Here is a 13,667-nt window from a genome sequence, read left to right on the forward strand (position 1 = left end):
TTATAAATATCAATAATTAACTAAAATTAATCCTCTTTTTTCAAATTATAGAAAAACAGCGAAACGCCAAACAGCACTAACGCCACGACAAGTGTCACTTTCACTCCAACTTCAGTTGCACCTTTCACGCCATTCTGAACATTCTGATTTCCCACAACAAGTAAAGTTGACTGAACAACTTGCTGCACTAGAAATGCCAATTTTAAAAACATTCCCTGTATTCCAAACATAAAGCCTTCCAAACTTACTTTTTTTGTTTCTGACAACTTTGCAGAAATTTCACTAAGCATTGCCTGCGGGAAAATAAAGGCTGCACCACTTAATCCTGTTCCACAAATTACAAAAAGCAAATATGCAAAAATTGAATTATTTTTATTAATAAACAATAGACCAAAAGTACCGATTATTAAAAGCAGCATATCCACAATCAATATTTTCTTGTACGAATATTTTTTCCCAAACTTATTTGTAATCGGAAAAAACAGCCCCGCCATTCCAAACAGCACAACTGATATTACAGTCAAATATTTAATATCCTTTTGCATTACAGCGCTCAAATAATATGTCAAATCTCCACGAAGTATGTTAAATCCGCAAAAGAAAAAGAAATATCCTAAAAAGTACAAAATAATTTCCTTATCCTTCAAATGTGAAATTGATTTCATAAACCCAAGCGATTCAGTCTTAGGACGATTTTGTGTAAGCTGCTTTTCCTTTAGAAAAAATATACACGCATAAATCCCCAAAACTGACAATATTGTAATCAAAATTACTGTTTTACGTATTCCAACTTCTGTATTCAGTACCCCATTTACCATTCCCAATTTTGAAATCAAAATACCCGGCAGAACCATCGCAACCCCAGTAAATATGAGCCTAAAAGTTGACTGCATTGTAGAAAGATTAAGCCTTTCTTCCTTATTTGAAGCCAAATCTGGAATTAGAGCGTTATACGGTGCCGCGACTAAAGTATATGCCGTAAAATACAGTCCTCCAACGACCGATAAATAAATAAGCGTTGCCATCTGCGAACTTTTAATTGGATAAAAATACATAACCGTAAGAATCCCAAGCGGTAATCCTCCAACTAGCATAAATATTGATCTTTTCCCAAACCGTGATTTTGAGTTATCAGATAAAAATCCCACAACGGGATCTGATACTGCATCAATAATTCTTGCAAAAATAAACGCTAGAACTAAATATTGCGGCTTTAACAGCGGAACTAAATTTTTCTCTGTTTCAGGCGGCAAATAGTAATATGACAGCCATTGATTATAAATCTGGTCAATCATAAAATATGAAACCCCAAGCCCGTAAATTATGTAACTTTTTTTCGTTAATCTTAAACTCATTAAATTTTCTACCTTTCTGTTTTTTATATTGTTTATATTATTCTCCATTTAAATATCAATTATTTAATAAATTTTGAATTATATGCTAAATTAGAACTTCTTATATTTAACATAATTTCTAATTTCCAATATTAAATTATTTTGTTTATTTTTCGCAGGATTGCTCATTGCCGCAAATCCTGCACCTATGGCTAGACTCCGACTTTTATTTATCCAACTCCGAAACTCCTCCTTCCAGTCGTCAGACAATCGTAGTTGAACAAATAAAAGCTCCGTCGATTTATAAAATACATTTTAATTATTTAGAAACATTTTTTTATAACTTTAATTTGTTAAAAACTCTTTTACTGCCTCAGCATATTCATCTTTACACTCAGGATCAGCATAAATTCTTGTGTGTGAACCTTTTTCAAAAACTTTTAGCTTGATATTTTCATTCTGTGCAAGTTCGTTATACTCTTCCATAAGCATTCCGTAAGTTGTAGCCTTGTCATTTTTAGATTGAATTATCAAAGTAGGTATTCTTTTTAGCAAATACGATAATCTAAGCTTATCAAGATGACTTCCAACTCTTAAATTAAAAATTCTTACAATAACACTTACAATAAATTTTGGAACACGACGTTTTTTTGCATCTTCCTTAATTCTCTTTCTTATATTCGAAATCGAACTGTCTAATATAAGCTTATCAATAACTATTCCTTTTTTCCGAAGCGTTTTTATATACATTTTAGATGCAATGGCGGAACCTATTCCCCCTTGTGAAAATCCATATAGCGTAAAATTATTTTTCCCAAATTTTTCATTAAGCATTTCCATTGTATGAAAAATATCCTGTCCAAAGCAGTACCCCATCTTAGTTTTAGCCACATCAGACTTTCCAGAGTTTCTCAAATCTGGAATAAAAAAATTATACTCCTTGTCAAGTCCAATATTTTTAAACATTTCCAAATATTGTAACGAAGCGAGTCTATTTACACCACGACCATGCGAAATAATCATCGTTTTTGTAGCTTCCTTATTCTCAATAAGCCATCCATAAAGCTGTATTTTCCCTGACTTATACTCAATTTCCTTAAAATTATACCCATAATCATAAGGATTTGCCTTATTATCCTCAATATTATACTTCTGTCTCAATTTTTTACTGTTATACACCTCTTCAAATGTAACTCTCGGGTATTTTTCAATCTGATTAATAAAATACCGTATCGACATATATGCTATCACAAAGAAAAATATCATAAACAGCACATTAATTGTTATTAACAATCCCATTCCTATAATCCTCTCCTATTCTTTTTATTTTTTATTTATAAAATTCATTAATATAATATTTTTTCATTTTTATCTTATTTCTGAGCAAATGTATTAACTTTTCGCTGTATAAAGATTATCATTATTCACTTTTATAATTTTTTATATTTTATTTGTTAAAACAATTCAATCTAAACAAACAATCGGATTTAACTTCTCTTTTTTGCCTAAAATTAATTCCTTTATCAGAAATCCATTCTTTTCAACTTTTATTTTTTCCAAAAAGTTTTCTTGAATTTCAAAATTTCCAGATTTTTCAATATCCTTCCAATTTACAAAGATATTTTTTTTCTGAAAATTATTTTCCATATTAAAATTTTCAATTTTATTATTTTCACGAATTTCTTTCAAATACTCCTGACCCTTTTTATTAAAGCCTAAAATTCTTACATAATTTATTTCAAAATCCATCATATCAGCTTTTATATTTAATAAAATATTCAAAATAATCCGTTCTACACGTTTATTCGATAAATTTCTAGATTTTGTATTTTTCAAAAATTCTATATATTTTTGCGAATTCAACATTGTTCCGTATATTCTAGCATAAATTTCTTCAGTTATATCATATATTTCCATTATTTTTTCTGTCAAAATCTTATATTTTACAATTTTAAAGATTTCTTCCTTTATTTTATCTCCACTAAATCTGTTATTTATCTTCCATTCCAAACTTTTAAAAATAATGTCAAATGATTTTTCTGGTAAAAATTTCTGAATTTCTTCTAGTTTTAAAAAGATTCTTTCTTCTGTTTTTACATTTTTCAAACTTTCTAAATCTATTTTTTCCCTAATATTTTGCTTTTTCTCAAAATTATAATTTTTTTTAACAATTTCTTTTGAATTTTCTACTCCTCTATCTTTTAAAAAACTACATTTTTTTTCAATAATAGAATTTTTTATTTTTTCAAAATCAAATTTTTCTTCAGAAAATTTATCCAAAATCTTTTCCAGCTCATTTCTCAAAAACGAAGCACTAGCAAACTCTTCCCTATCCTCAGAAACGTTCTCTTCATTATATTCTGAAATTTCTCTTTTTATAATATACGGTTTTATTTTAAGATTGCTATTTTCTATCTCACGCATATATTCCAGAGCCAAAATATTATTTGACTTCACAATTCCATCTAAATTATATTCCTTTAATGCCAGTCTTTGAGAAGTGCTGTAACTGTTGCCTTTTTTCATATATTCCATAAGCTTGTCCTTATAATCCTGCCTTTTCTGCAGTTCAAGCACTTTTTGCAAAACCTCAATATTTTCCTCTTCCGCTCCAAAAACCTGAATATCTATACCCAAATAATCCAAAATTTTTGTTGCCATCCTTGAAAAAATTTCCGCATTCTGAATTGAATAATAAAGTGGCAACTCCACAACTAAGTCAACTCCGCATCCTAAGCTAGCATGTGTTTTCTCCCACTTATCCAAAAACGAAATTTCTCCCCGCTGAACAAAATCTCCGCTTATCACTACTACAATCAAGACATCTTCACCAAATATCTCTTTAATTTTCCTGATTTGATACAAATGTCCATTGTGAAATGGATTATATTCAGCCACAATTCCTATTTTCAACAATTTTCTCTCCTAAAAACTTTTCTTACATTATATATATTATACCATATATCAAGATGATTTTTATAAGTTTTTTCAATTTTATTATAAAATTTCTTTAAATTTATACTTTAAAATTCCTCTATTGAAATATCTTATAGAAAATTATATAATAAACTCAAAAACTAAAGGAGAACACCAATGAAAATACACTTTATATTACACGAAGCATTTGAAGCGCCAGGAGCTTATCTTGCTTGGGCAGCACTTTCTGGACACGATATTTCCACAACAAAAGTATATCAATATGAAAAGTTGCCTGAAAATACAGATTCATTAGATTTTTTGATAGTGATGGGCGGACCGCAGAGTCCTATTGGAGATAACAGCGAGTTTCCCTATTTTGATGCAAAAGCTGAAATTGAATTAATTAGAAAGGCTGTAAAGGCAAATAAATTTGTAGTTGGAGTATGTCTTGGCGCTCAATTGCTGGGAGAAGCATTTGGTGGAAAAACAGAAAAAAGCCCTTTCCGTGAAATAGGAAATTTTCTAATTGAACTGACAAAAGACGGACTGAAAGACGATAAAATAAAGCATTTTGGAAAACAAGCTACTGTAGGGCATTGGCATAGTGATATGCCAGGATTAACAGATACTGCAAAAGTCTTGGCAGCAAGTAAAGGGTGTCCACGCCAGATTATAAAATACAGCGAAAAACATTATGGCTTTCAATGTCATCTCGAATTTACAAAAGCTCTAACTGAATTATTAATAGATTCAGATAAAACTCTTGAGCAGGATAGCCAAACTTTACCTTTTGTTCAATCTTCTCAAACAATACGTAACAATAGCTATGATGAAATGAATAATCTTCTTTATGAATTTTTATATAAACTTACAAAAAAATAAAATAAAATAAACGTATTGAAATCAGTCAAATTTAGGCTAAAATATTGTTTAAATCTTGTTTTTAAAATATTTTAAGATATAATTGTAGTAAAAGTAATTTGAAACAAAAAATTTAGGAGGTTTTATTATGAAAAAATTATTTTTTTCGATTTTTTTAATGTTTTGTATCAACGTTTTTTCCAATGTAAATTATAATGTTTTTGTAATTATGGATAACAATGCAGCTAAAAATGTGGAAAACATTTCAAAAGGGCTTAAAGATGCAGGAATTGAAAGCCTTTATTCCAAAGGATATGCAGTCCATCTGACTCTTTACCTTACAGAATATAAGCCTGAAGCACTAAAAACAATAAAGGATACTGTCAATAAGATTGCAAATCGGACAAAATCCTTTGATATAGAATTTTACAGATTAAGAAAAACTGGCGGAAACTGGTTTATGCTTGATGCTCAAAACAATGAAGCTATACAACAGCTTGCAGATGAAATAACAGTCAGCTTAAACAAATATCGTGCAAAGGACGCAAAAGTTCCCGACTGGGCAAAATCTATTCCTGAAAAAGTAAAATCCTTTAATTTGTACGGCTCTCCAAACGTATTTACAAGTTTTGATCCGCACATAACTTTACTTACTCCAGAAGATTCAGCAAAAATAGATGCATTTACTTCAAAATATGATTTTAAACCTTTCAAATCTAAAGTCATTGGTATAGGAATCGCTCAAGTTGACGATTTGGGGCAAGCAAAAAATATAATTTATTCGGTAAAATTTAAAAAATAAAAAAGGAAAAAATTCTATGAAAAAACTTGAAAATTATGAACAAATACTTAATAAAATAAAAGAAGAAGAATATTTTTTATTATACGTTTCAATGAATAATTGCAGCGTTTGTCAGGTTGATATGCCAAAAGTTGAGAAAATTGTTAATGAACAAAATTTCCCCGCTTATTATATCAAAGCATCTGAAATTCCTGAAGCTGTTGGGCAATTAAGTCTATTTTCAGTCCCAGTAGTTATTCTATTTTATAAAGGCAGAGAGATACACAGACAAGCTAAAATTATTGATTTTGACGAATTAAATTATAGAATTGAACAGATTATATAAAAAATAATCAAAGCTAACTAAAATATTTATTAAACATTGTTTTTAGATTTTTTTAAGGTATAATGATAATAAATAAAAGTAATCTAAAATAGAAATTCCAGGAGGCTTTATTATGATAAAAAAAATATTTTTTTTAGCTTTCATACTACTTTGTTTTAATATTTTTTCCAATGCCGATTACAGTACTTCTAATGACGAGGCTAACGTTTCTGCTTCAGATCAAAATTTTAATAATCTAGACATTGGTTCAGTATTCTTAATTATTATTGTAGGAGCAATCTTATTTGAATATTTTGGTTCCAATTCCAGTTCAAATGAAAATTATAACGTTTTCATAATTATGGATAATCGTGCAACTAAAAATATTAAAAATATTTCAAAAAAATTAGAGGAAAATGCAATTGAAAACCTTTATACACAAGGATATGTTATACATGTAACATTATATCTTACAAAATATGAAAAAAATTCTCTATATAAAATCAAGGAAACTGTCGAGAAAATTGCAAGCCAGACAAAATCGTTTGATATGGAATTTTACAAGTTAGAAAAAACAGAAAGAAAAACGCTTGCAGTTTATGCCAAAAATAATCAAAATATTCAGCAGCTTGCAGATGAAATTACAGTCAACCTAACTAAATACCGTAAGAAAGACATAAAAACGCCTGAGTGGGTAAAATACTTTCCTGAAAAAGAAAAATTGTTCAATTTATATGGCTCTCCGGATGTGTTTATAAACTTTAATCCGCATGTAACCTTGCTTACTCAGGAAAATTCATCCAAAATAAATTCATTTATCTCAAATTATACTTTTACTCCCTTCAAAACTAAAGCAATTAGTATAGGAATTGGTAAGGCAAATAACTCAGGGCATACAAAAGAGATAATTTATTCACAAAGTTTAACCGGCTAATTGAAATATGCTCAAACTCCTTTTTTACATAAAATTTAATGTAAGTTACCGAATAAAAGAGCTGGAAAAATAATTAAAATAAATCAAAAGGGAATCATTTCTAACTTTTAACAAAAAACTAGAACCAATTCCCTTAATTTTATTTACCTAGTAATTTTAACCCATAAGATCTAAAAATTCCTTCAGCTTTTTCAACTAATTCTCTCGTTGGTGTTGGAGTGTCTTTCAGTTTATATTCTTTCCCAACTTTTTCCCATTTATACTGCCCCATTTGGTGAAATGGCAAAACATCTACTCTTTCCACATTCTTTAACTGGGAAGTAAACTTTGCCCACTCATGTAAATCATTTTCATCATCAGAATATCCAGGAACTAACACATATCTTAGCCAAGTCGGCTTATTAATCTCATTCAAATATTTTGCAAATTTTAATGTATTATCAAGCTCCACTGAAGTCAATATTTTATATTTTTCAGGATTTATGTGCTTAATATCAAGCAGAACCATATCAACAAGCTCAAGCACCTGTTTTGCCTTATCAGAGAAAATATATCCGGATGTATCAAGTGCCGTTTGAATCCCATTTTCACGACAAAGCTTAAACAGCTCCATCAAAAATTCAGGCTGCATTAAAGGTTCTCCTCCAGAAACTGTAACTCCTCCAGTCTTTATAAATCCTTTTACTTTCAAAATCTCCTTCATAACTTCCTGTGCAGTCATTACCATTTTTTTATCTTTAATTTCCCAAGTATCAACATTATGGCAATACAGACATCTAAGCGGACACCCCTGTAAAAATAGCACAAATCTAATTCCTGGCCCATCTTTAGTCCCAAATGATTCAAACGAATGTATATACCCTTTCACTTCCATATCAATTTCTCTCTTTCTTTTTTTATTCAATAAATTATTCGATAACTTAAACTTTATTTTATACTAAACCTCGTTTAAAAATGAGAATAAATTTTTATAATAGGATTCTCCAATAGCTAATTCATAACTATTCAATTTTTTTATTTTTCATTTTCGTAGGATTGCTCATTGCCGCAAATCCTACAACCTATGGCTAGTCTACGACATTTTCCTGCACTGACAAAAAACTCGCTATGCTCAAACAGTTTTGCCAGCACAGAAAAATGCTCCGACGGATTAGTTCGTGTTAGATTCTATTTAAAAAACGAAAATTATATCTTAAATTATTTGAAAATACTAGATTTATATCCTTTATTAGAAAAATTTATAATAAATTCGTTATTTAAATGGGTTTTAGTATTAAACGGAGTTTAGTATAAATTATCATATAATAGAAAAGAATGCCGCATAACTCATATTTTATGAAACTATGCGACATTTCTCATATTAGTTGAAAATTATCGGTTAATTTTCAGATTTTTTATCAATTTTAAATTACATTTTATTTGATATTGTTCTGTTAATTACATCTAATTGTTGTTCTTTAGTCAATTTAACGAAGTTTACTGCATATCCAGAAACTCTGATTGTTAATTGAGGATAATTTTCAGGATGTTCCATTGCATCTTCCAACAATTCTCTTCCGAATACGTTTACATTCAAGTGATGTCCTGTTTGATTGAAATATCCATCCATTAATCCAACTAGGTTAGTTTGTTTTTCATTTGAATTTTTACCTAATGTTTCTGGTGTAATTGCGAATGTGTAAGAAATTCCATCGTTTGCATCTTCAAATGGGATTTTGGCTACTGACGCAAGTGAAGCAACAGCTCCTCTTGTATCTCTTCCATGCATAGGGTTTGCTCCTGGTCCAAATGGTGCTCCAGCTCTTCTTCCATCAGGAGTATTTCCTGTTTTCTTACCATATACTACGTTTGAAGTAATTGTTAATACAGATTGTGTAGGAGTTGCATCTCTGTACATTTTATGAGTTCTTAATTTGTTCATAAATCTTCTTGTAATGTCTACTGCAAACTGATCTGTCGCATCGTCATTATTTCCGAATGGAACATAATCTTTTTCATTGATATAATCAACTGCATCCCCTTCTTCATCTCTTACAACTTTTACTTTACCATATTTAATAGCTGCCAATGAATCTGCAATAATTGATAATCCTGCAATTCCAAATGCTTCTGTTCTTCTGATATGAACATCATGCAATGCCATTTCTAATGCTTCATAAGAATATTTATCATGCATATAGTGAATAATATTCAATGATTTAACATAAGTTGAAGCTAACCAGTCTAATACTTTATCAAGTTTTTCCCATACTTCATCAAATTCAAGATATTCGCTCTTAATTGGCTCAAATTGTCCTTCTGGAGTTACTTGTATTTTTAATTTTTCATCTTTTCCACCATTAATTGCATATAATAATGCTTTTGGCAAGTTTACTCTTGCTCCAAAGAATTGCATTTGGTGTCCGATAGTCATTGGAGATACGCAGCATGCGATTCCATAGTCATTACCAAATTGTGGTCTCATAATATCGTCATTTTCATATTGTACTGATGATGTATCAATTGATACTTTAGCACAGAATTTTTTCCAAGTTTCAGGTAATTGTTCACTCCATAAAACTGTTAAGTTTGGTTCAGGCGAAGTTCCCATGTTGTACAATGTATGTAAAATTCTGAATGAGTTCTTAGTAACTAATGATCTTCCATCTTCTCCGATACCACCGATTGATTCAGTTACCCAAACTGGATCTCCTGAGAATAATGCATCGTATTCAGGTGTTCTTAAGAATCTGATTATTCTTAATTTCATAACAAAGTGATCCATTATTTCCTGAGCTTCTTTTTCAGTCAAAGTTCCTTCTTGCAAATCCCTTTCCAAGAAAATATCTAGGAATGTAGAAGTTCTTCCAATACTCATTGCAGCTCCATTTTGATCTTTTGTAGCGGCTAAGTATGCAAAGTATAACCATTGTACTGCTTCTTTACCATTAGTTGCAGGTTGTGAAATATCAAACCCATAAGCTTCAGCCATTCTTTTTAATGCATGTAATGCTTTAATTTGTTCAAAAATTTCTTCTCTAAGTCTTATTACATCTTCTGTCATTTCAGCAGGATCCATATTTTTCAATTGATCTTGTCTGTCAGCAATCAGTCTGTCCACTCCATAAAGTGCAACTCTTCTGTAATCTCCAATAATTCTTCCACGTCCGTAAGCATCAGGAAGTCCAGTTATAATACCAGTTTTTCTTGCTTTTCTGATTTGATCAGTGTATGCTGAGAAAACCCCATCATTATGAGTTTTTCTATATTTAGTAAAAATTTCTTCTGTTTCAGGATCTAATTTGTACCCAAATGCTTCCAAACTGTTTTTTACCATTCTCAATCCACCATTTGGGAAAATTGCTCTTTTTAAAGGAGCGTCAGTTTGCAATCCTACGATTTGTTCCAAATCCTTATTGATGTATCCTGCTCCATAAGCGTCAATTTGTGAAGGTATTTTAGTTTCTGCATCATAAATACCTTTTTCCCTTTCTACCTTGAATTTTTCTGAAAGACTTTTCCACAATTCAGTAGTAGCTTCTGTTGGTCCTTCCAAAAAGCTGTCATCTCCCAAGTACTCAGTGTAATTTAATCTGATAAATTCTGTAACATCAATGTTGTTTTGCCAGTTTCCTTCTTTAAATCCTCTCCATGCATTCATTATTTAACAACACATCCTTTCAATTTTTTTTATTTACTTACTTTGTTTTGTAATCGTTATAATATTGTTCTCACTCTATATGTTATTATACCTCAAAAAATTTTCAAAAGCAAACATATTTTATAAAAATTTTTAATATTTTTTTTCAAACAAAAATCTATAAAACTTCTGATAAATAGTGAAAAAAATAACTTGTTATATTCAGAGGGTTTATAATATTTTTTTATATTTTGTTTTATAAACATAAACAACCTCTTTAATTTTATTTTTTATAAAAATTATATATATTTTAACGTTTTGTTTTTTTAGGAAATATTTTTCGTTCTTTTTTTAATTCCAGATATTTTATCATTGCTGTTCTCAAGTATATCATCTGTACCAAGAAATTTGCTCTGTTTTTCAAGGCTCCTCTCTCCTTCTCCACTTCAAAATGATATATTGGGGTATCTGAAAAATTTTTTATCACATTTATAAATTTTGAACTAGAAATCAGTAAAATTTGTTCATATCGTCCATTCCTTCTTGTCAGAAGCTTTTTAAAATTTTTGAGATGTTCTGCTTTTAATATTATCAGAAAATTAAATATTTTTTTGATTCTTCCAAACGCTTTCATAATTTCATCCTCTTCCAGGTCAAATATTATAAGTGTTGGAATTTTTGGAACTTTATCCACATGAACATATTTTTTTATAATCTGTTTTCCAAAAAGATTTTCATCTTCAAAATTTATTGATGTTTCGGCAATATCATAAACCTTTATTTTACCTTCCTGCCTGAATTTTTCCATTTTCAACTTTTCCATCCCTGCAGGTTTTACGTTCTTTTCAATCAGCAGCTGGTCATTTATAGCAGTTATTAGATTGTCTACATTTTTTCTTTTTTTGTGCAGCTTTTTATAAAATATTGTTACAAGTTTTGAGCTTACTTCCACCTTTCCTTTTTTAAAAATTTTATCCATCATTGTAAAAAATTCTTCATTTTCATTATTTTTCTTTACATTGTATCTGCTTTTTATTTCTTCGTTCCTTACATTCAAAAGAAAGTAGGTAAGCATTGCATATTTTTCATTTACTGAGACTATATCCGTAAATTTCTCTATGTATGAAAAAATTATTTTTTTTATATATCTTATATTTTTTATTCCCAGCACCTCTTCAGCAATTTTAAAATAAAGATTCTCCTGATAGGTGCTTTTTCCTAGATGGTTCCTTTCAGTCCTTCTGGACAGCATTTCCCTCAGATAGCTTTCCTTCAGCTCCTTAAAATCATATCCTCTTTCTTCAAATAGCCTTTCTATATTTCTTGATTTTTCATATTCAGAATACTTTATCCCAAATATTTTCAGCACCTGCCTTAAATCATTTTGTATATTTCTGTTGTTTTCCTGAATTCTTCTTATGTTCTTATTGAACTTGTAAATATTCAGTTTTTCGTTTCCAAAGAGCAGAATCAGCGTAATAAGTTCCCTACGGAACGTCATTTTCATATTTATTTCCCTGTCTTCTATCCTGAACATGTCCTCATTATATTTCCCAAAGTAGAAGAGATGATTTTTATCCTTGTGTATTATGTCGTTGTTGTTTTCAAGCAAAAAATTATTTAAGTTGTCAAGCGTGTAATCCAAATTTTTAAAGCTGTATTTTTCTTCGATATGTTTTCTGTCAGCAATTTTAAAATTTAATATTTCACGTAACAAATCGCTTTCATTAAAATCAATTTTCACTACCTATTTTCACCCCATAATCGTTATTTGCCCTGCAATAGTGATTATTGCGAGCGTTTTCATAATAACAATTATGAGTTTATTTTTTTAGATTACATTTCTGATTTTCTGAATTATTAAAAACAGCCTGTAAATATTAAGTTTTCAACGATTATATAAAATTAATTTAAAATTAAATTATGGGTTAAGTATAATATGAATAACATTATCTAATCATGGTTTTTTCTGATTTAATTACGATTTTTTCACTAAAAAGATATTAATTTTTTTGATTAAAATGTCTTGAAGAAATGTTTTAACTTGTAAATTAAGTAAAGGGAAAAAACTTTTTTCGTTCTCTCCCTTCTGAAAATATCTATATTTCTAAAATATTCTTTTAGCCACTTCTATATTTTTCACAAAACACACTTTTCCATCTTTCCTGTACTCCAAAAGCATTGGATAAATTTCCACTCCATTTTTTATCGCTTCGTAAAAAGCTTCTGAAAATTCCCTGTCGATAATATGTTCAGGTGCAAAAATTTCTGATTTTCTAAAAATCAAAATAAAGACAGCCGTCCTAAATCCCTCTTTTTTAAGTTCTATGAGCTTCTTCAGATGTTTTAAGGCACGCACGGAAGGGGAGCCAGGAAATTGAGCAGTTTTTCCATTTACCAAAGTACAGCCTTTCACTTCGACATAAATTTTATCTTTTTCAGTTTCCAGGTAAAAATCAAGTTTACTATTATTATGCTTAATTTCAGGCTTTATATACAAAAGCTTTCCAAATGGGGAAATTTGTGCATTGTTAAATATAGATTCTGTAATGTAGCGATGAAAAGCTGTATTAATAAGTATAATTTCTCCATGAACCTTTACTGCGATTACATCCCATCTAGTTTTTCGGTTCTCATTATTAGCCTTTTTTATAAGCAGTTCAGCCCCGTCAATCAATAATTCTGTTAGCCTGCCTGTATCATGCAAATGAGCAAAATCTTCTCCAGAATAATCTTCATTTTTACAGTTGCTTTTAAATTCAAATCTAACTGTAAATCGAGTAACCCTTTCTTTGAAATTTACGATTTTATCGTAATTTATTGTATAAAGAATTTTATTTTTTTTCATTTGTCTTTCCTCTTTAAGTAGTTATGATTTTAGAATATCATATTTA

The 13,667-nt window shown here is 29.6% G+C and carries 11 protein-coding genes; 4 read left to right on the forward strand and 7 right to left on the reverse strand.

Features of this window, described 5'->3' with window-relative positions; translation table 11 throughout:
• Positions 1 to 26: 26 nt before the first annotated feature.
• The 3 genes from FVE77_RS10390 to FVE77_RS10400 form a co-directional block, all read right to left on the reverse strand.
• Complete coding sequence (locus tag FVE77_RS10390; RefSeq protein WP_026746786.1) at positions 27 to 1,355, reverse strand: MFS transporter; 1,329 nt, start codon at positions 1,353 to 1,355, stop codon at positions 27 to 29.
• Between the two features lie 324 nt (positions 1,356 to 1,679).
• Positions 1,680 to 2,633, reverse strand: coding sequence for an alpha/beta hydrolase (locus FVE77_RS10395; protein ID WP_036088182.1), 954 nt, complete (start codon positions 2,631 to 2,633; stop codon positions 1,680 to 1,682).
• Between the two features lie 165 nt (positions 2,634 to 2,798).
• Entirely contained in the window at positions 2,799 to 4,250 is a 1,452-nt protein-coding gene (locus FVE77_RS10400) for a tRNA(Met) cytidine acetate ligase (protein ID WP_026746784.1), read from the reverse strand.
• 177 nt (positions 4,251 to 4,427) lie between these two features.
• Between FVE77_RS10400 and FVE77_RS10405 the strand changes: the two genes are divergently transcribed.
• The 4 genes from FVE77_RS10405 (at position 4,428) to FVE77_RS10420 (ending at position 7,154) form a co-directional block, all read left to right on the forward strand.
• Entirely contained in the window at positions 4,428 to 5,135 is a 708-nt protein-coding gene (locus tag FVE77_RS10405; RefSeq protein ID WP_026746783.1) for a type 1 glutamine amidotransferase, read from the forward strand.
• Between the two features lie 127 nt (positions 5,136 to 5,262).
• Entirely contained in the window at positions 5,263 to 5,916 is a 654-nt protein-coding gene (locus tag FVE77_RS10410) for a 2'-5' RNA ligase family protein (RefSeq protein WP_026746782.1), read from the forward strand.
• A 16-nt stretch (positions 5,917 to 5,932) separates the two neighbouring features.
• Positions 5,933 to 6,241 carry a thioredoxin family protein gene (locus tag FVE77_RS10415; RefSeq protein WP_026746781.1) on the forward strand — a complete coding sequence of 103 codons (309 nt, stop codon included), beginning with the start codon at positions 5,933 to 5,935 and terminating at the stop codon, positions 6,239 to 6,241.
• Between the two features lie 112 nt (positions 6,242 to 6,353).
• Positions 6,354 to 7,154: a 2'-5' RNA ligase family protein gene (locus FVE77_RS10420; protein WP_026746780.1), complete on the forward strand. Its 801-nt coding sequence runs from the start codon at positions 6,354 to 6,356 to the stop codon at positions 7,152 to 7,154.
• 139 nt (positions 7,155 to 7,293) lie between these two features.
• Here FVE77_RS10420 and pflA read toward each other — a convergent pair whose 3' ends face one another.
• From pflA to sfsA, 4 genes are all read right to left on the reverse strand, one after another.
• On the reverse strand, positions 7,294 to 8,022 hold the full coding sequence (pflA, locus tag FVE77_RS10425; protein WP_026746779.1) for a pyruvate formate-lyase-activating protein: 729 nt from the start codon (positions 8,020 to 8,022) through the stop codon (positions 7,294 to 7,296).
• 540 nt (positions 8,023 to 8,562) lie between these two features.
• Positions 8,563 to 10,794: a formate C-acetyltransferase gene (pflB, locus tag FVE77_RS10430; protein ID WP_026746778.1), complete on the reverse strand. Its 2,232-nt coding sequence runs from the start codon at positions 10,792 to 10,794 to the stop codon at positions 8,563 to 8,565.
• 289 nt (positions 10,795 to 11,083) lie between these two features.
• The gene (locus tag FVE77_RS10435) at positions 11,084 to 12,517 is read right to left on the reverse strand and encodes a hypothetical protein (RefSeq protein WP_006806015.1); all 1,434 of its coding nucleotides are present in this window, start codon (positions 12,515 to 12,517) and stop codon (positions 11,084 to 11,086) included.
• A gap of 363 nt (positions 12,518 to 12,880) precedes the next feature.
• Positions 12,881 to 13,621 carry a DNA/RNA nuclease SfsA gene (sfsA, locus tag FVE77_RS10440; RefSeq protein ID WP_026746777.1) on the reverse strand — a complete coding sequence of 247 codons (741 nt, stop codon included), beginning with the start codon at positions 13,619 to 13,621 and terminating at the stop codon, positions 12,881 to 12,883.
• Positions 13,622 to 13,667: the final 46 nt, after the last annotated feature.

The organism is Leptotrichia hofstadii (genome assembly GCF_007990525.1).
Lineage (GTDB): Bacteria > Fusobacteriota > Fusobacteriia > Fusobacteriales > Leptotrichiaceae > Leptotrichia > Leptotrichia hofstadii.

What these genes read in the sequence shown, in the direction of transcription:
- FVE77_RS10390 (WP_026746786.1), bottom strand. Translation starts at nt 1,355, where the DNA reads ATGAGTTTAAGATTAACGAAAAAAAGTTACATAATTTACGGGCTTGGG.
- FVE77_RS10395 (WP_036088182.1), bottom strand. Translation starts at nt 2,633, where the DNA reads ATGGGATTGTTAATAACAATTAATGTGCTGTTTATGATATTTTTCTTT.
- FVE77_RS10405 (WP_026746783.1), top strand. Translation starts at nt 4,428, where the DNA reads ATGAAAATACACTTTATATTACACGAAGCATTTGAAGCGCCAGGAGCT.
- FVE77_RS10410 (WP_026746782.1), top strand. Translation starts at nt 5,263, where the DNA reads ATGAAAAAATTATTTTTTTCGATTTTTTTAATGTTTTGTATCAACGTT.
- FVE77_RS10415 (WP_026746781.1), top strand. Translation starts at nt 5,933, where the DNA reads ATGAAAAAACTTGAAAATTATGAACAAATACTTAATAAAATAAAAGAA.
- FVE77_RS10420 (WP_026746780.1), top strand. Translation starts at nt 6,354, where the DNA reads ATGATAAAAAAAATATTTTTTTTAGCTTTCATACTACTTTGTTTTAAT.
- pflB (WP_026746778.1), bottom strand. Translation starts at nt 10,794, where the DNA reads ATGAATGCATGGAGAGGATTTAAAGAAGGAAACTGGCAAAACAACATT.
- sfsA (WP_026746777.1), bottom strand. Translation starts at nt 13,621, where the DNA reads ATGAAAAAAAATAAAATTCTTTATACAATAAATTACGATAAAATCGTA.